Source organism: Pseudoalteromonas sp. '520P1 No. 423', assembly GCF_001269985.1.
In the GTDB taxonomy this organism is placed as follows: Bacteria; Pseudomonadota; Gammaproteobacteria; order Enterobacterales; family Alteromonadaceae; genus Pseudoalteromonas.
In genome coordinates, this window is the sequence record NZ_BBZB01000001.1 from 3255615 (window position 1) to 3275283 (window position 19669).

The following is a 19669-nucleotide window of genomic DNA, read 5'->3' on the forward strand; positions in this document are numbered from 1 at the left end:
ATGAACTCCTAACGTGATAGCGTTTTTAATATATCAGCAAATACACCTGCTGCAGTTACTTCAGCACCTGCACCATAACCACGGATAACAAATGGTTTTGGTTGGTAGTATTGGCTTAAAATTGCTAATGCATTTTCGCCATCACGGATATCGTTTAGTGCATGTTCAGCTGTTACAGCTTCAATGCCGACTTTACAGTGACCATCTTTAATTGTACCAACATAGCGTAAAACTTTACCTTCAGATGCCGCAGCTTTAACTTTATCGTTAAATTGCCCATCTAGTTTTGGCAACTCTGTCATAAACTCTTCTACAGAGCACTCTTCACAAAAACCTGCAGGTAGAACTGATTCTACTTCAATATCAGATAACTCAAGCTCTAACCCTGATTCACGAGCTACAATTAATAGCTTACGTGCCACATCAGTACCCGATAAATCATCTCGTGGATCAGGTTCAGTAAAGCCACTGTCTTTTGCTTTTTGAGTTGCTTGTGAAAGTGTTAAACCATCTTCCAACAAACCAAACATGTAAGATAATGAACCCGAAAGTATGCCGCTAAAGCTAATTAATTCATCACCTGCGCCAAACAATAATTGTAAGTTATCTAATACAGGCAGACCTGCACCAACGTTTGTTTCATACAAGAATTTACGATTATTCTTCAAACTTGATGCTGTTAACTCGTGGTAATAAGCTTGAGAACTTGTATTTGCTTTTTTATTAGCAGCAACCACATGGAAGCCAGCCTCAAAGTAAGATAAATATTGTTCTGCTAATACTGATGAAGAGCTACAATCTACAATTACAGGGTTGATCAAATGATTTTGCTTAACAAACTTTTCTAATGTTGCGATATCAAAAGACTGTTCAGAGTCAGCCAACTGCCCTTGCCAATTAGTAAAGCTAACACCTTCTTTATCTAGTAGTAACTTTCTAGAGTTTGCTACGCCATAAAGGTTAAGTTTAATATTTCTCTTTTCTAACCAAGCTTGTTGTTTTTCTAATTGCTTAACTAGCTCTGCACCTACTAAACCACAACCTAATAGAAATACGTCAATTGAAGGTATATGAGTGAAAAAGTTTTCGTGACATACTTTAACTGCGTCATTGCATAATTCGCCATCAATCACAGCTGAAATGGCACTTTCTGTAGAGTCTTGTGCAATCGCTACGATATTTACTTGTGCTTGAGAAAGTGAGCCAAAGAATTTAGCAGCCAAACCTTTATGGGCTTTCATGTTGTCACCAACAAGCGTCACAATTGCTAAATCTTTTCTGACTTGAATAGGTTCAATTAATGAGGCTTTTGATTCTAGTTCTAATGCTTGTTCTAATGCATTTAAAGCCAACTGTAAATCTTCTTCATGAACACAGAAACTAATACTGAATTCGCAAGATGATTGTGTGATAAGTACAATTGATACATCATCTTTTGCTAAGGCATCAAATACACGCGATGCCATGCCTACTTTGCCTTTCATACCAGGGCCTGAAACAGTTAGCATCGCTAAATCTTCTAAGCTTGATAATGCTTTAACCGTTTTATCATCACCTGCCACATCACTGATCAAAGAGCCTGATGAATCTGGATTATGGGTATTTTTAATTTCACAAGGAACAGACGCTTTAGCGCATGGAAGAATCGTTTTCGGGTGAAGTACTTTGGCACCAAAATAAGATAATTCCATTGCTTCTTTATATGAAAGGTTATCTATTTTTACTGCTTTAGTAATAAATCTTGGATCAGCACTGTAAACACCATCCACATCTGTCCATATTTGACAAACTTCAGCCTCTACACTTGCTGCAGCAATTGCTGCTGAATAATCTGAACCATTACGGCCAAGTGTTGTTAGTTCGCCTTTATCATTGCTAGCTGTAAACCCAGGCATGATATATACCTTGCTTGGTGCTTGAGACATTTGCTGTTTAAAGCCACCTTTAGATGCTGACACACTTGCTACAGCATCTAAATAACCACCTTGAGATGAGATACACTGTGTTGCATCTAAATAAGTTGGTTTAAACTCAACTAATAAAGCTTGCATTAAGGCAACGCTAATACGCTCACCAAAGCTTATTACATAGGCTTTTACAGCATCAGGGCATAAACCTAATAACGCAACACCTGATAATTTTTGCTGTAATTGTGAGAAATCAGGCCAATTTAATATTTCAAAACCAGCTTGTTCTACTTGGTGTTTTAGTCCATGACTTCGCTCAACAAGTGCAGCCCATTGCTCTTCAAATAATTTACTGTTTTGAGCAAGTTCAGCTAACTCTACTAAACTATCTGTCATACCACCTGGCGCAGATAATACCAATAACGTCTCTGATTTAAGCTGTGATTTAACCAAACTTGCCACTTTGGTTAAACATTCATAATTGGCTAGAGATGACCCACCAAATTTTAATACTCTCATTTTTCCCCATTCCCGTTCTATCAAATCAAAAATTTAAAGGCTAAAAACAAAAAAGGCCTGAGCTCTTGGGAGAGCACAGGCCTTTTTTCTATGTGTACCGACCTATGCCACTATCCTGAAAGGATGTTGGTTGTAATAATAATTGAGGTCAATACAAAATTTATAGCGTTCATACGTCTAGACTGCCTGAACTTAGGTTGTTATGTCAATGTAAAAATGAGAATAATTTATCTATTTTAGATATAAGGAAGCTTAATGGATACCAAATTTATGCAAAGTTGAAATTAACTCTTCTTTATTAACTGGTTTTTCAATGAAATTTAAAGCACCGAGCGCTTTTACTCTGTGTTTCATTTCAGGCTGAATGTCTGCGGAAATCACGACTGTAAAACATTCTATTTTTTCAGCTTTAATCATTTCAAGCACGCAGACACCGTCAATAATAGGCATAGTCAAGTCTAAGCATAACAAACCAATTTCTTGATTACGTAAAATGTCCAAAGCTTCTTGTCCATTACTTGCTTGCATAAAGTTGAAAATATAATTGTCTTTGAGAATACGGATCACCTGCTTTCGGGCGACCATAGAATCATCACATACTAGAACTGGAAATATCATGTTATTATTAAATCTACCATAAAAATAGCACTATTAAAGCTAAATAAAGAACCCTAATAGTCTCATACATGTTTCATTGATTGAACTAGATATTTCATGGTTTTGATATAAACTATAAAAATATTTGATAAAGCAGCAATTTTTATTTATTTTTGCTATGTTTAAATAGCGCTTTGTAAAACTAAATAAAGGAATTTCAGTTAATTCATGTTACAAAAAAGCCTTTCAAAAAAACTATTAACAAACGTATTGTCAGTATATTTTCTACTGACATTCATAGTAACATGTGGCCAAGTTTTTGCTGAATATTATAATGCAAAGGACTTTATCCGCGATGAATTAACAACCCTGCAAAAAACATTTTCTGGCAGTTTAACCCGTGCTATTTGGGAGTTAAATACACAACAGACAGTGACAATCGCAGAAGGCTTATTAGCAATACCTTCTATTGAAGGCATAATCGTCAGAGATGATAGCGGTGAAGTGATATCTCAGTTAGGACGTACTTTAGATATTGTAGAGCTATACAGTGAGCAATTGGTTCAACATTCATCACTTATTGAAGATGCGCCATCTGGCCTATTTGGTTACACCTTTCCACTTATTTTTGAGTTTTCTGGTCGTGCAACACAAGTCGGCGATGTGACTTTATTCTCAAGTCGAGAAGTTGTTTTAAGCCGTATCATGATATCAATATACTTTTTGATTGGAAATGCTTTTATAAAAACCACCTTTCTTATTATTTTATTTTTATTAGCCTTTAGACGTTTATTAACTGAGCCTTTAACAGATTTAACACAACAAATTGAAGACTTAGAATTAGATGATTTAGAAGGCCGAAAGCTTGAGATTCATACCAGAGAGCATAACGAACTTAAAATAATGGAACTGTCATTTAACAATATGATAGATAAAATTACAGACTATAAAGCTCAGTTAGAATCCACTCAAAAAAAATTATTAGAAAGTAATGAAAAATTAGATCAACAAAACTTGGTATTAGAGCAAGAGGTGGCCAGAAAAACCTCCACATTAAGTCAAGCTATGATGGACTTACAGCAACAAAAATATGAATTAGAAAAACAAAAAATCACATTAACCGAAGAAATAGAGTTACGTAAAGATACAGAGCAAGAATTAAGGGCTAACCATACTGAATTACAACGTTATATTGATGAATTAAACCAAGCCCAAGAAAGATTGGTAAGCTCTGAAAAAATGGCTGCATTAGGCGGCTTAGTTGCTGGTATTACTCATGATATAAACACACCAGTTGGTATAGGTGTGACTGCGACCTCTTTTTTACATGAACGTTTAATTCAAATAGAAACAGCATATAAAGACAAAACTCTCTCACCTAAAGCCCTTGAAAATTTTATTAATGATGCAATGCAAAGTACCGGGCTACTGACAACAAACTTACAGCGTGCTTCTGAACTTGTTGCTAGTTTTAAACAAATCGCTGTAGATCAAGCTAGTGAAGCCGTAAGAACGATAAATATCAAAGACTATTTAAAAGAAATTATACGTTCATTGCATCCAAAACTTAAAACAACGCAACATAAAATAAATCTCGATTGTTCTGAGGATTTAATTTTAAACTTGCCTGCAGGTGCGATAAGCCAAATATTTACAAATCTAATAATGAATTCAATTATTCATGGATTAGAAGGTGTCACTTTAGGTGAAATTAATATAACCATTACCGAAGATAATGACTTAGTGAACATTAAATTTAAAGACAATGGAAAAGGTGTTGAATCATCTCAACTCTCTAAACTATTCGACCCATTCTTTACAACTAAGCGAGATCAAGGTGGTAGCGGCTTAGGTACGCATATTGTTTTTAACTTAGTAAAACAAACCCTATCAGGTGATATTGAGGTAAGTTCTAACTTAGGTGAAGGTTTAACTTATGATATTTCATTTCCAAAAAACATGCCTACTCCTATGAGTATTTTCACTGAGTAATGTGAACAATTTAATCATCAAGGCTTAAATCTATCCATGATTTAAGCCCGTTAATAATTAACTTTGTTTAATTAGTTTATTTTTCAAACTAATTCCTGCTTCATCAATTTATTCTCTTTCTTTGTCTTAAATAAACTTGTTATTATGGCAAATATCCAAGCCACAGAATGTGAATTCAGCTTAATATAGTTAAGTGGCTTAACTTATCCAATTGGTATTAAATATTAGGAATATATATATGTGGTTTAGTAACCTGATTTGTTACAAATTTAAGCAAGACATTTCATACCAACAAGAAGAATTCGAAAAAGCATTAGAGCAAGATATTTTTCGCCCATGTGGCAGCCAAGATTTAAGTACTTTTGGTTGGACTAAAGCACTTGGTAAGCATGGTAAAATGCTGTCTCACTTCTCACAAAAATCTATCTTAGTATGTGCAAAGCGTGAAGAAAAAGTGCTACCAGCAGCGGTTGTAAATGAGCTAGTTGCAGAAAAAGTAGAGCAAATAGAAGCTGAAGAAAACCGTCCTGTTAAGAAAAAAGAAAAAGACGAAATTAAAGAAAACTTATTACATAGTTTACTACCTCAAGCATTTAAAAAGTCTAGCCTACAATTTGCATTTATTGACTTAGAAAAAGGCTGGTTAGTTGTAAACTCAGGTAGTTTTAATAAAGCTGAAGAATTACTTGCGTTATTACGTAAATCTATAGGTAGTCTTCCTGTTGTTCCTGCATTTGTGAATTTCGATTTAGGTTTATTTTTAACTGATTGGTTAAGCAAAATGGCACCACCAGCAGGCTTTGAAATTGGCTTAGACGCAGATTTACAAGAACCTGATGAAAATGGTGCTCAAGTTAAATTAAAACAGCATGACTTATCATCTGATGAAGTTCAAAATCACCTTGAGAATGGCAAGCAAGTAACTAAACTCGCTTTAGATTGGAATGAACGCATCAAATTTATGTTAGTTGAAGACGGCAGCATTAAACGTATTAGTTACTCTGAAGTATTAAAAGACGAAAATGCCGATATTCCAAAAGAGGATATGCTGGTAAAACTTGACGCTGACTTTATGCTAGCAAGTGAAGAATTAAAGTTAATGCTTGAAGATCTATTATCTAGTTTAGGCGACGCTGAAGAAGAATAGATATAAAACAAAAAGGTGACAATTGTCACCTTTGTACTTATTTATTTCGATTAAGAAAATGCTGATTTGACATCGTTACGAATATTTAAGTAATCATCTTCTTGTAACATCTCTATTGAAGGGATAATACCCTTTTCGACATAAGAGCCTAACATTTCATCTTTATTACTGACTTTCAATACTCCTTCTTCTATCGCACCAATACGGATAAAGTCTACATAACATGCGTTACTCGGGCGATAATTAGGGTTTGACCAGCTTTCAGCAACTTCAACAAAATCATCAGTAAAGCCCCAGGCTCGCATAATTGAACCGCCTATTTTACCGGCAAGTTTTTTAATACCTAAAGCTAAAAATGCAGGGTTGGCAAAAACTTCTGGATGACGCTCTGCTTCGGTTAAAATAGGTAAAACACCAATATTATATACAAGTGCGGCTAACGTGATGGTATCTAAGTTTAACGAGGTATGTTTATTGTTTTTCACATAAATTTGCAGTAAAGCAATGGCACTAGAAGCGACCTCTAAGGATTTTTGCCAAGATTTATCTAAGTAATTTTTTATTAAATCATTTTGAGATACAAATAATTGCTCCATTGCCATTGCCGTTGCAATATTCTTAATTTGCCTTAAACCAATTCGTGTAACAGCCTGATTTAATGTAGATACTTTAACTGTTCTCCCTAAAAAAGCACTGTTTGATATTTTAATCATTCTTGCAGCAAGTGCAGGATCTTGACCAATTACATCAGCCATTTCCATCAGGTTAACGTCAGGGTCATCAGCAGATTCTCTCACCTTAACAGCAATTTCAGGCAAGGTCGGTAATACAAGTGTATCGTTATTAATTTTTTCAATTAAGATCGTAAGTAATGCATTCTCAGTTGACATAAACCTATTTCCTTTCGCTACCCCAAATAAAGAGGCTGTAGATTTTATTATCTATTTGAAGTATTGACTAAGTTCACGATAAAGTTAAGAAAAATTTAAATGTTTTTTTAATTTAGTAACTTTACAGGCATTCTGTTCACCATTACTCTAAGAGCCTCACAAAATAACAAGCGAACTAAAAATGAAATTTAACAAAATTAGCTTAGCACTCATACTTGCAAGCGCAACACTACTTAGTGCATGTGATAAAGCTCAAAATGCCCCTGCAGAAACACCTAAGACTTCAACTGAGTTAGTGTCAAGCTCTCAAGATAGACTTGATATCTATACCACAGTCGCTTTAACAACTGATTTATCATCACTTTCTGATAATCAAAAACAAATGCTTGTTAAATTGATAGATGCTTCAAAAATTATGGACGATCTTTTCTGGCAACAATCCTTTGGTGAAAGTAAATCAGGTTTTTTAGCTAAAATCTCTGATGATAAAGTAAAAAAATATGCTGATGTAAACTATGGTCCTTGGGATCGTTTAGATGGCGATAAAGCCTTTTTAACTGGCTATAAAGACAAACCTTTAGGTGCACAGTTCTACCCTGCCGATATTACCAAAGAAGAATTAAATAAAGCACAAATAGCAGATAAACAAGGTTTATATTCAATTGTTAGACGTGATGAAAAAGGTGCTTTATATTCTATTCCTTATTCTAAAGCATATGCAAAGCAATTAACTAAAGCGTCAGAGTTATTAAAACAAGCATCAAAGCTTGCTGATGATAAAGAGTTTGCTGATTACTTAAATCTTAGAGCAAAAGCCTTATTAACTGATGATTACCAAGCCTCTGACTTCGCTTGGATGGATATGAAAAATAACCCAATTGATGTGGTTATAGGTCCAATCGAAAACTATGAAGATCAATTATTTGGTTACCGTGCTGCTTTTGAATCTTATGTATTAGTTAAAGATTTAGCCTGGAGTGAAAAACTCGCTAAATACGCCGCTTATTTACCTGAATTACAAAAAGACTTACCCGTAGAGCAAAAGTATAAACAAGAAGTGCCGGGCTCTGATGCAGACTTAAATGCATATGATGTGATTTATTACGCTGGTCACTCTAATGCCGGTAGTAAAACAATTGCTATCAACTTACCAAATGATGAAGAAGTACAACTTAAAAAAGGTACTCGTCGCTTACAACTTAAGAATGCGATGCAGGCAAAGTTTGATAAAATCCTTGTGCCAATTGCACATCAACTGATCGTGCCAGAACAACGTGACAACATTACTTTTAATGCCTTTTTTGCTAATACCATGTTCCATGAAGTTGCTCATGGTTTAGGGATTAAAAATACACTTACAGATAAAGGCACTGTACGCCAATCATTACAAGAGCACGCATCTGCACTTGAAGAAGGCAAAGCTGATATCTTAGGTTTATATATGGTGACGCAACTACTTAATAAAGGCGTGATCACTGAAGGTAAGCTTGAAGATTATTACACAACATTTTTAGCTGGGATCTTCCGTTCAGTTCGCTTTGGTGCAAGTTCAGCACACGGTAAAGCGAATATGATACGTTTTAACTTCTTTAAACAAGAAGGTGCTTTTAGCCAAAATTCACAAGGCTTATATCAAGTTAATATGGATAAAATGGGGGCTGCTATGGCTAAGCTTTCAGGTCTGATTTTAACTTTACAAGGTAATGGCGATTACCAAGGTGTTGATGAGTTAGTGAAAGACCAAGGTGAGATCAAAGCTGAATTAGCTGCAAGTTTAGAAAGATTAACAGCCGCTAATATTCCAGTTGATATTATTTTTGAACAAGGTGCGGATGTTTTAGGCCTTAAATAACACTGACTATAATACCTGCCCTCAGTAGATTTAAGTGACTGAGGGCAAATAAATTAAATATCAGCAAACTGATTAATTATTTCACCTATTTGCTCATTAGAATAGGGTTTTGCAGGATACTTCCCCCAAACTGGCGCAGGCCAAGCCACATCATTTTTAAAACGCGCAATATGATGAATATGTAGTTGCGGTACCATATTGCCTATTGCCGCTACATTAAGCTTATCAGGATTAAAAACCTCTTGAATTAACTTACTCAAAATTGCAGATTCTTTAATAAATACAATTTGGTCTTGCTCTGATAAATCTATTATCTCTTTCAAATAATTTTGTCTTGGCACTAAAATGAACCATGGATACTGACTATCATTAAGCAATAGCACTTTACATAAAGGCCAATCAGCTAGTTCGATACAATCTCTTTTTAATTCTGGCGCTAACTCAAACATTTTAAATTTCCATTTTTAATTCATCGTTTTATCTTACCGTTTATGGCATTTAGTTGCAGTGAATTTTTTATAGCGTTATTATCAAATATCAAATCACTGCTAGATACCTACTTCGACAAAAAGACGATACTAGGATATCAAAATCATTTATTTATAAGAGATAAAGATGAGCAATAAAACCACATTATTGAGTTTAACTCTGGCAATAACCAGCTGTACTATGAACGCAGAGCCGCTATCTATCGAGCGTTTATTTTCTGATCCTGGTTTATCTGGAAAATCACCCGTTAAGTTAAAGTTTTCCCCAACTGGTGAACGTGTAACTTACCTACAAGGTAAAGAAAATGATTACAATCGTTATGACTTATGGGAATACAATTTAAAAGATAAAACTAACCGTATGTTAGTTGACTCTGAAAGTTTATTTTCAGGCCCAGAAACACTATCAGATGAAGAAAAAGCACGCCGCGAAAGACAGCGTATATTTGGTAAGGGCATTTTAGAATATAAATTTTCTAAAGATGGCTCAGCGCTTTTATTCCCGTTAAATGGTGATTTGTATTATTATAATCTTGCTAAACAACAGAGTAAAAAGCTAACAAATACACCTGAATTTGAAACCGATGCACGTTTTTCACCTAAAGGTAAATATGTATCATTTATCAGAGCACAAAATGTTTATGCGTTAAACATTGCAACGGGTAAAGAAACTCAGCTTACTACCGATGGTGGTGGCGTAATTAAAAACGGCATGGCTGAATTTGTATCACAAGAAGAAATGGGGCGTATGACCGGCTACTGGTGGTCAAATGATGAGTCACAAATTGCTTTTACGCGTATCGATGAAACACCTGTTGCTGAAGCAATCCGCAATGAAATTTATGCAGAAGAAGTAAAGTTATTTAATCAAAGATACCCATTTACAGGCACCAATAACGTAGATATACAGCTAGGTATTGTTAAATTAAATAATAAAAAAATCAATTGGGTAGATTTAGGTAAAGAAAAAGACATTTATATTCCACGCGTAAAATGGCTTCAAGACAGTAAAACCCTTTCTTATCAATGGCAAAATCGCTCACAGCAAAAGCTTGAGTTACGCGCTTATGATACAAAAAGCAAAAAACAAAAAGTACTTCTAACCGAAACCAGTGATACTTGGATCAATTTACATAAAGAGCTTCGCTTTTTAAAAGATAAAGAGCACTTTGTTTGGGCATCAGAACGTGATGGTTTTAAACACCTATATTTATATAAAAATGATGGCACTTTAGTACGTCAAATCACGCAAGGTGACTGGATTGTAGACAGCCTTCAAGGTGTTGATGAAAAGAAAGGTTTAGTTTATTTCTCAGGCCGTGCTGATTCTGTACTTGAAAGCCATTTTTACTCAGTTCCTTTGAAAAAATCAGGCAAAATCAAACGCCTTACAAAAAAAGGCCAATACCATAAGGTGGTAATGGCACAAGATTATAAATCGTTTATTGATAGTAGCTCTTCAGTTAACAAACCAACATCTGTTAGTTTACGCGATAACAAAGGTGAATTTATCACTTGGTTAGAGCAAAACAAATTAGATGCTAAACACCCTCTTTCACCATATATTGCTGACTTAACGACACCAGAATACGGCACATTAAAAGCTGAAGATGGTCAAACAATGCATTACCGTTTGTTCAAACCTAAAAACTTAGAATCAGGTAAAAAATACCCTGTTATTGTTAATGTTTATGGTGGCCCACATGCACAACGTGTAACAAATAGCTGGCGTTCTAAAAACATGTACTTCCAATATATGGTGCAACAAGGCTATGTCGTATTTCAGTTAGATAACCGTGGTTCATACAATCGTGGTAAAGCGTTTGAAGACCCTATCTATAAACATTTAGGCAAGCCAGAAGTGGTAGATCAAATCAAAGGCGTTGAATTTTTACGTACGTTAGACTTTGTTGATGCTAATCGAATCGGTATTTACGGTCACAGTTACGGTGGTTACATGGCGCTTATGACTATGTTTAAAGCCGGTGATTACTTTCAAGCTGGTGTATCAGGCGCGCCAGTAACAGACTGGAATTTATATGATACGCATTACACAGAGCGTTACCTATCTCACCCTAAAACAAATGCAGATGGCTACGAAGCAAGTAATGTTTTTGCTTATAGCGAAGGTTTAAAAGGCCCACTGATGATTTATCATGGTATGGCTGATGATAATGTTTTATTTACCCATGCAACTAAGATATTTAAAACCCTTCAAGATCAAGCTCAACCATTTGAAATGATGACTTACCCAGGTTCAAAACATAGCCTAAGAGGTAAGCAAGTACAAACACACCTACATAAAACAATTACTGACTTTTTTGATCGTCACTTCAAAAAATAAGCTAATTTAAATTTTAATAAAGCCAAGCCCATTGCTTGGCTTTTTTTATGCCTGAATTTTATTTTGTCAACATCCATAATTTCTATTTAGCAACTATTTATTAGATTTAGATCATACAATTAGATAAGTTTTATAATTAAGCTAGACTCAATATTAGACATATTTTTTAAAGGAAGCCATAGCGTCTTTTTTAAGAAAATTTACCATAAAGCAAAGATTAGCAATGTTAGTTTTTATTGCTGTTTTAGGCCTTTCAATTCAAAGTATTATAGGCTTAGTTCAAGAGTACAATTCACTTCTCACTGAACGACATGAAACCACCAAAAAATTAGTTGAAAACAGTTTCGGCATTCTTGAGCATTATTACACCTTGGAGCAAGACGGAAAATTCACTCAAACACAGGCGCAAGAGCAAGCAAAATCAGTCATAGAGCATTTAAGGTATGGCAATAATAATTACTTTTGGATCAATGATTTTTCTCCAACTATGATCATGCACCCGCTCAAACCAACTTTAAATGGTCAATCACTGTCAGGTACTAAAGATCCTGATGGTAAAGCACTATTTGTTGAAATGGCCAATATCGTTAAATCTAAAGGAGAAGGTTATGTACCCTATAAGTGGAAAAAACCAGGTTTTGGTGATCCTGTAGATAAAATATCCTATGTTAAAGGATTTCAACAATGGCAATGGATAGTAGGCTCAGGTATTTACTTGGATGACGTAGAAAGTACATTTTCTTCAAAACGAAACTTAATAATTATTGATGCTTTAATTATTATCGCGATATTAGTTGGCTTTGGTTATGTCATAGGTAATAGCATTTTAAATTCAACTAGAGCAGCAACAGAACTCATGAAAGATATTGCTCATGGTGAAGGTGATTTAACACAAAGATTAGATAGTAGTGGTCAAGATGAAATCTCTCGATTATCTCGTTATTTCAATCAATTCAATGAAAAGATGCAACACTCATTGCAAGAAGTACATAGCAATTCAGCAAAAGTATTGGAGCATGCAGATTCTATTGCGTCAGCTAGCGAGTCGGCCCAGACCTTCACTGAACTGCAAAACGACAATACCACACAAGTTGCAACCGCCATGGAGCAAATGACCTCACAAATAAGAGAAGTGAGCAATAATGCAGAAGCTGCTGAGCAAGCTGCAAATAATTCAATCAAAAACACCAGCGAAGGTAAAAATATTGTTTCTGAAACCATAAATCATATTGAAGAATTATCATCAAATATAGATAACGTTAGCACTGAAATATCAAGTCTTGTAATTGAAACTGAAAACATAGGTTCTGTTTTAGATGTGATAAGAGGCATTGCAGGTCAAACTAATTTATTGGCACTTAACGCTGCAATAGAGGCGGCTCGTGCCGGCGAGCAAGGCAGAGGCTTTGCTGTTGTGGCTGATGAAGTAAGAACGCTTGCAAGTCGAACTGGTCAAAGTACAGATGAAATACAAGCTATGATCCAAAAATTACAAACCGGTGCTCAAAATGCCGTTAATGCAGTAAAAATTAGCCAAGAAATTTCAACTAATACCGTAGCGCAAGCTTCACAAGCCGATAATTCATTATCTGAAATAGATAGACTGATGCAAATCATTTCAGATATGAATAGCCAAATTGCCAGAGCGGCTGAGCAACAATCACAAGCAGCAGATGAAGTTAACCAAAGGATCAACGAACTATCAGGTATGACAGATGAATCCGTAGCAACAACATTACAACTAACCGACTCCAGTCAACAACTTAAAACCAGTAGCCATGATATGTCAGATGTCGTTAATCGATTTAAATTAGATTAACTAAAAACAATGTGCGCCTTTAAAAATTGGCGCTGCATTAACTCATTTTGAAATTACCATGGAATCCAAGTGGAATATGATACGGCAACCAAGCCCTACATATTGGTCCATCTGATAATTTATTCACTTTAAAGATATTTAAACAAGTCTGTTTACTTGGCACATGTAAAGCTGTGCCAAGTAAATAACCTTCACCTTCTTTACCAGTTGGCGACACACTGATATGCTCTTCCACTAAATAATCATCACCATAAACAAAACACTCTTTTTTACCTGTTTCTATATTTAAGCAAGAAACGGTATCATTCCAAAGTTTGCTGGTTGTCGCTGATAAGGTGAATAATAAGCGATTTCTTTTACCGACTAAATGATTGTAAATTCTCGGAAACTCACTATCCCCTTCTACTAAATTTTTCATACTTGTGCCATTTGGTTTTAAAGTAAAAAGCGCCGTTTGTGCTTTCGCATTAGGGTTTTGTATTGCGCCTTGCATCACCTCAGACAATTGATGCAATACGGTAACATCTGGATAAAGCGAAGCATCAAAATGAATTGTGCCATCAGTCTCTTCCCATGCATTGCCAAAATGAAAAGCAAAACCAGGTTCAAGTTCAAATTCTCTCTTTAGCTTCAAATTTTGCCTATCTACCACTAATACTCGCATCGCTTGCGTGTTATCAGATTGTACTCGCGCAAAATAACCATCAATACTTGAATCTAACTTAAGAGAAGGCAGTATCAATAAAATATGTTTATCAGTAATTAAAAAGTCATGTAGCATGCCTCCTTTATAACCTGCATTAATTAAACCTACGTTTTTAGCAATGCCCCTAGCATTTAAGTGAAACAATGCAATATGACCAGAGGGTGCTAAACCAAAATTCCATATATCACCATTTGCTTCTATTTTAGGGTGTGCCGAAAAGTTTAAACCTTTTAGTTTATCACCATATTTACTGCCTACGCCTAAATTGACTAAATGTTTAGTGTGTAAAGAATCGGCTGATAACACTGTTGCCGTTCCTCCTTCCCATAAAGCCCATAAATCATTACCGACAGGAATAATATTAGTATTAGCCGTATTAATCACGTCTGGGTTAGGCACATTTAAAGGGTTATCTAAACGACTGTCTAACCCAGAATATAAGAACTCGCCAGCGAGTTGTTCTTGTTTAAATTTTGAAGTTTGAATAAAGCGCCCTTGATGGTAAATTTCCCCATTTTCAAAATTGAAACTATGAACCATGCCATCACCTTCAAACATATGTAAATAGCGTTTATCACCACGCTCATGTTTTGCAGGCCCATTGCGATAGAATGCGCCCTTAAGATCATTTGGCAGCTCGCCCTCTAAACGCATTTTTTTTAGATTAAAATCATCTTCTACACTACTAAAGCCAATTAAATGTGGGTTTTGCTCAAGTGCTTGGTTAAAAGCATTTTTAGCGTTTATTAAAACTTTATTGTGGTTTTGATTATTTGTACTCGAAAGTACATTTGCCAGTGAACCAAAAGATGACAAACCCGCGGTTGCAATTGGCGCTGCCATTAAGCTTTTAAGTAATTGTCTGCGTTCCATAATGCCTCCTAATAACTTACAGTTGAACTATTTTTCACAGCTTCATCAGCTAGATTAAAACGCATATTAGTAAAATTAACGGGTCCAAAATTTGCCTTTGCATTATTTGAAAACCCATACCCCTCCGTTGGCATACCAAATAAATTAGTTTCTAATTCACCATTATCATTTTCATCATGAAAATAACGGATCGCATATTCGCCTTCATCTAAATCATTAAATGTAATTGTTACCGAACCTTGTTTTGCTTTAACAATATTAGCAACTGCAGCTTTATTTGATTGGTACCCAGTTTCACTATCAAACAGTTGAACATAGATTTTGCCATCGCTACTTTTAATACCATCGATTGTAAAATTAATAGATTGCGAAACCGCACTTTGAGATGTAATTGAAAACCCAGTAACAATAAAAAACTTTGTAATAATATTCATAATTCATTCCTAATTTAATAAATGTAATTAACTAACAATTTGCCATTGCTTCGTGTTGGAAAGACGATAAAATGTTGTTCAAAAATATAAAAGCAGCTTTTCGTAAAGCATGTTTAAATATTCGTAGAATGAGCAAAAAAGGTGTATGTCAATTTGGCGAATCGTGAAATTAACTATAAAAATCAAACACAAGAAACAAGCGTTAAAACTAAGAAAATCATATCTGATGCTGTTTTAATTTTTATTATTGCTAGTTTTATTACATTTTTAGCCCCTTTTGGTATGGATAAAATTCACTGGATAACAAACTGGTCGTTTTGGTTAGTGATGTGTTTTAGTGGCTATATTATTTGTGCTCCCATCATTTATTGGGGTCAATTTTTACTCAGTAAATATGCACAAAAATACTTGCCATATGATTGGATGAAGATTGCTATTGCAGCTTTTTTTGCCTGTATTGTGATGAGCTTTTTTATTCCAATTGTAAATATTTACTTTTTTTCATTAGAAGAACATTATCTAGAAATAGTACCACGCGTATTACCTCACTCTTTTATTATTGGTGGTTTTATCACCTTTTCGAGTGTGATCAAGGCACATATTAAAGCGCAAAAAAAACAACTCGTGCAACAACAAGATGCGCTAAGTAGTCAGCAGCAGCAAGTAACTAACATAAAAAACGAAAAACTCTTAGACTTTATGAACAAACTCCCTATAGAAAAACGTGGCAAGTTAATTTGTTTTGAAATGGATGATCATTATTTAAATGTGCATACAGATAAAGGCAACCATTTATTATTAATGCGCTTTAAAGATGCACTGACTTTTGTTGAAGAACATCCTGGTATGCAAACTCATAGGTCTTGGTGGGTTGCCCTAGATGCCATTGAAAAAGAGCAAAAGGAAGGCCGGAAAATTTTATTAAAACTCACGAACGGTTTATTAGCGCCAGTTTCAAAAACCTATTTGGCTAAAGTGAAGGAAATGATTTAACTTTTATTCAATAAACAAGGGCTTTAAATAAGCCCTTGTTTATTAGTCTATTATATAAAACTGATTATTTAATATAGGTTGCAAATAAGCTCGCAACAGATGCAGCCGTAGGCTTACCATGTTGCCAATCACCACCTTCAACACCACTGCCAGCTATATCAATATGTACATATGGAAGCGGCTGTTCTGAATCATTACCATGCTTGTCTAAGCCAGATGCTATCGCTAAAAATGCCATAGGGAATTGATGACCACGCGCAGTTACCGCAGAAGGTGCATTATTACTAGAAAGTACATCATCAGCTAACGTATGCGGTTGGATAAAATCATAATCTTCACGACGAGAGCGAGAGACTTCAGCGCCGTCAGCCCATAAATCACCACTGTCTGCAATATTACGAGATACTTTAGCGCTGCGAGCTGGGCCATTTTCTACTAATGCAGAATAAGGACCCATTGCACGTGCTGCATGCCCAGTAAGCGTCGCAACAGTGAATATCTCAGGGTTTACTTCATTTTTAGCTAAATCTTTTATTTCACTTAGTAAATCACCCATCGCTAAACGCCCTTCTGCATCCGTATTACCAATACGAACACGAACGCCTTCACGGGTCGTGATAATTTCATCTGGTACAAAACAGTCTGAACCAATTGAGTTACGTACCACAGTTAAAAAGGCGACAACTTTAACACCTTTAGCTTGATAATCAGATACAGATTTAACAAAGCCAGCAACAGATGCTGCACCGCCTTTGTCTCGACTCATGCCAGACATATGACCGCCTACTTTTAAATCGGCACCACCTGTATCATAAACCAAACCTTTACCAACAAACATCAGTGTTTTATTAACCTCACCTTGTGGTGTATAAGTTAATTTAACAACACGTGGTTGGTGGCGCTCAACTGGCATAGAAGCACGCGCAACCGTTGCCATCATAGGGTAATTTTTATTGATCACATCAGAGTCTGAAATCACTTCAACTTCAACATTTGAATCTGCAAACAAAGCTTCACAATACTCTGCAAATCTAGGTGGAGCCATACGCTCAGGCTCTGTACCACATAAATCACGAGCCGCATATTGGCCCGCAGAAATTGCACTTGCGTAATCACATATTTGTTGCGTTGCGCCCACAAGACCAATTGTTTGCACAGGCTCAATTGATTCACCTAAATGCTCTCTGGCTTCTAATGGCTGCCATAATGCTTGACATGCACCTAAATAAGACACAGTTAATGCATGTTCAAATAACTGGCTTGATGGTTTATCAGCTAAATAGATGGCAGGGTTCACACTACCAGATGCTTTGGCTTCAATAATGGCTTTTTTAGTAGCATCGAAATAACGTCTAACATCATCGTAATCACGATTTAAATTGCCAGTAGGCACTAAGATTAAACGTTTGCCTGGCGCAAATTCACATACAGTCACGACCACTTGATTGCCAACACGCGCATCTATTGCGCTTAACTGTGTTGTTACTTGAACAAGTGCTTCATTGTTAATTTTAGAGAAATCATCAGCAATAATAATCAAAGAGTCATATTGTGTGTTATTTAAAGCGTCATCTAAATTTAAAATTGGATTTGGGCTTGGAAATGCCATTAAGAATACCTAAAAAATGAACGAGAAAAACAGTATAGCAGAAAACTATATTCCCCTAAATTTAGCGAATGAGATTTTAAATGAGAGTTTACTTAAGCTGTAAACCTAGTTAAACAGAGCTATTTACAAATAAAGCCTAACAATCAAAGTTTAGCGTCCCCTGCCAAGCCTCCGTTATCTGCAACACGCCTTACTGCCATTTAATCTAGATTAAATTTTTAAAATAAACGTAAAAGTAGCCGTATGAACAACAAATCGATATTCTAAACAGTTGATGTTTTCATTTTTACATAAATTTGGTATCAAGTTTGATAAATTATTCCTTTATTAGGATGTCAAAATATAACAGGCCATAACTTATTAAGTGCAATCGTTTATGAAGACACCAATATTTCTGATTGCAAATTTATCCAAAACAACACACTTTTAAAAAAAGTATTGTCCAAGTGGTGATTTGAATGAACAAACTGAATTAGCTGTAAATTAGTTAAATTTATGGGGTAAAAGAATAAAATTAAAACATTACTCGTTAATATACTAATCTGGACTAGACTTACAGCTATTGATATTTAGTTTGGTTTAACTAAATCATCATTTTCTAAACAACTAACTAATAAGGGAAGTAAATGAAATACTCTAAATATTTAACTTCAGGAATATGCGTTTTACTTGGTCTATTTGGATTTCAAGTTGAAGCAAATGATGGCATTACTGCTAATATCGGTTTTACAAACAATTATTTATGGCGAGGGGTGACACAAAGCGATAAAAAACCAGCTGTATCAGGAGGTTTAGATTATTCACATAACTCTGGCTTTTATGTGGGTACTTGGGCCTCAAATATAGATTTTGGTGATAATGCGACTATAGAAACCGATTTCTATGCAGGCTTTACACATCAAATTGGCGATATATCTTATGATTTTGGATATATTTACTATGGCTATCCTGACGGTGACGATCTAAATTTTTCAGAAATTATGGCTTCGGCGTCATGGAAATTTTTATCTGTGGGAATTTCTACTACAGCACAAAGCGATTGGGAATCTGATTTTGGTGATGATACTTATTTCGAATTAAACGTATCTTTTGAAGTATTTCAAGGCGTAGAGTTTGGTTTACATCTTGGTAGTTATGATTTTAATAACGGCACTGATTATATTGATTACAATATGAGTTTAAGTAAAAACGGCCTCAGTTTTATGATTAGTGCTGTAGATGAGGATGAAATTGATGACGAGTATAGTATTTCGATATCTTATACTCATGAAGTTAACTTTTAAATCAACAAAAAAGTAGTAGTAAAACTAGGGGCTGTTGATCTTTGCTTGAATTTTGAGCGTATGTGACAATCTCGTATAATTCTCTTCGCCAAAATCAAACAAAACGAGATTGTCATGCCCCGATTAATGCTCACTGATGAACTGTAGTCGAAACTAAAAGTTTTATTGCTTGAGGATAGAGTTTATAACAAGCTTGAACATTGACAAACGCTAGAA

General features: G+C 35.2%; 14 protein-coding genes. 7 read left to right on the forward strand and 7 right to left on the reverse strand.

What is annotated here, in order from left to right:
- Positions 1 to 8: 8 nt before the first annotated feature.
- Positions 9 to 2426, reverse strand: a complete 2418-nt coding sequence (gene thrA / locus PSA_RS14935) for a bifunctional aspartate kinase/homoserine dehydrogenase I (RefSeq protein WP_042142488.1) — start codon at positions 2424 to 2426, stop codon at positions 9 to 11.
- 252 nt (positions 2427 to 2678) lie between these two features.
- The gene (locus tag PSA_RS14940) at positions 2679 to 3044 is read right to left on the reverse strand and encodes a response regulator (protein WP_042142489.1); all 366 of its coding nucleotides are present in this window, start codon (positions 3042 to 3044) and stop codon (positions 2679 to 2681) included.
- A 207-nt stretch (positions 3045 to 3251) separates the two neighbouring features.
- Here PSA_RS14940 and PSA_RS14945 point away from each other — a divergent pair, with 207 nt between their 5' ends.
- Positions 3252 to 5015 carry a HAMP domain-containing sensor histidine kinase gene (locus PSA_RS14945; RefSeq protein WP_042142490.1) on the forward strand — a complete coding sequence of 588 codons (1764 nt, stop codon included), beginning with the start codon at positions 3252 to 3254 and terminating at the stop codon, positions 5013 to 5015.
- 238 nt (positions 5016 to 5253) lie between these two features.
- Complete coding sequence (rdgC, locus tag PSA_RS14950) at positions 5254 to 6162, forward strand: recombination-associated protein RdgC (RefSeq protein ID WP_042142491.1); 909 nt, start codon at positions 5254 to 5256, stop codon at positions 6160 to 6162.
- 50 nt (positions 6163 to 6212) lie between these two features.
- Here the strand turns inward: rdgC and PSA_RS14955 are convergent, their stop codons facing one another.
- The gene (locus PSA_RS14955) at positions 6213 to 7052 is read right to left on the reverse strand and encodes an HDOD domain-containing protein (RefSeq protein WP_042142493.1); all 840 of its coding nucleotides are present in this window, start codon (positions 7050 to 7052) and stop codon (positions 6213 to 6215) included.
- Between the two features lie 181 nt (positions 7053 to 7233).
- Here PSA_RS14955 and PSA_RS14960 point away from each other — a divergent pair, with 181 nt between their 5' ends.
- Complete coding sequence (locus PSA_RS14960) at positions 7234 to 8904, forward strand: Zn-dependent hydrolase (protein WP_042142495.1); 1671 nt, start codon at positions 7234 to 7236, stop codon at positions 8902 to 8904.
- Between the two features lie 53 nt (positions 8905 to 8957).
- Here the strand turns inward: PSA_RS14960 and PSA_RS14965 are convergent, their stop codons facing one another.
- A complete protein-coding gene (locus tag PSA_RS14965; RefSeq protein WP_042142497.1) occupies positions 8958 to 9353 on the reverse strand; it encodes an HIT domain-containing protein in 396 nt (131 codons plus the stop codon).
- A gap of 166 nt (positions 9354 to 9519) precedes the next feature.
- On the opposite strand from PSA_RS14965, the gene PSA_RS14970 reads away from it, so the two are divergent.
- Both PSA_RS14970 and PSA_RS14975 read left to right on the forward strand, forming a co-directional pair.
- Entirely contained in the window at positions 9520 to 11736 is a 2217-nt protein-coding gene (locus PSA_RS14970; protein WP_042142499.1) for a S9 family peptidase, read from the forward strand.
- Between the two features lie 223 nt (positions 11737 to 11959).
- Entirely contained in the window at positions 11960 to 13555 is a 1596-nt protein-coding gene (locus PSA_RS14975) for a methyl-accepting chemotaxis protein (protein WP_042142501.1), read from the forward strand.
- A 37-nt stretch (positions 13556 to 13592) separates the two neighbouring features.
- Here the strand turns inward: PSA_RS14975 and PSA_RS14980 are convergent, their stop codons facing one another.
- Positions 13593 to 15134 carry a carotenoid oxygenase family protein gene (locus PSA_RS14980; RefSeq protein WP_042142503.1) on the reverse strand — a complete coding sequence of 514 codons (1542 nt, stop codon included), beginning with the start codon at positions 15132 to 15134 and terminating at the stop codon, positions 13593 to 13595.
- Between the two features lie 8 nt (positions 15135 to 15142).
- Positions 15143 to 15568: a DUF2141 domain-containing protein gene (locus PSA_RS14985; RefSeq protein ID WP_042142505.1), complete on the reverse strand. Its 426-nt coding sequence runs from the start codon at positions 15566 to 15568 to the stop codon at positions 15143 to 15145.
- Positions 15569 to 15721: 153 nt separating this feature from the next.
- Between PSA_RS14985 and PSA_RS14990 the strand changes: the two genes are divergently transcribed.
- Positions 15722 to 16561 carry a LytTR family DNA-binding domain-containing protein gene (locus PSA_RS14990; protein ID WP_052379801.1) on the forward strand — a complete coding sequence of 280 codons (840 nt, stop codon included), beginning with the start codon at positions 15722 to 15724 and terminating at the stop codon, positions 16559 to 16561.
- A gap of 64 nt (positions 16562 to 16625) precedes the next feature.
- Here PSA_RS14990 and PSA_RS14995 read toward each other — a convergent pair whose 3' ends face one another.
- A complete protein-coding gene (locus PSA_RS14995) occupies positions 16626 to 18170 on the reverse strand; it encodes a leucyl aminopeptidase family protein (protein ID WP_042142507.1) in 1545 nt (514 codons plus the stop codon).
- 626 nt (positions 18171 to 18796) lie between these two features.
- Between PSA_RS14995 and PSA_RS15000 the strand changes: the two genes are divergently transcribed.
- On the forward strand, positions 18797 to 19453 hold the full coding sequence (locus PSA_RS15000) for a TorF family putative porin (protein ID WP_042142509.1): 657 nt from the start codon (positions 18797 to 18799) through the stop codon (positions 19451 to 19453).
- Positions 19454 to 19669 lie beyond the last annotated feature (216 nt).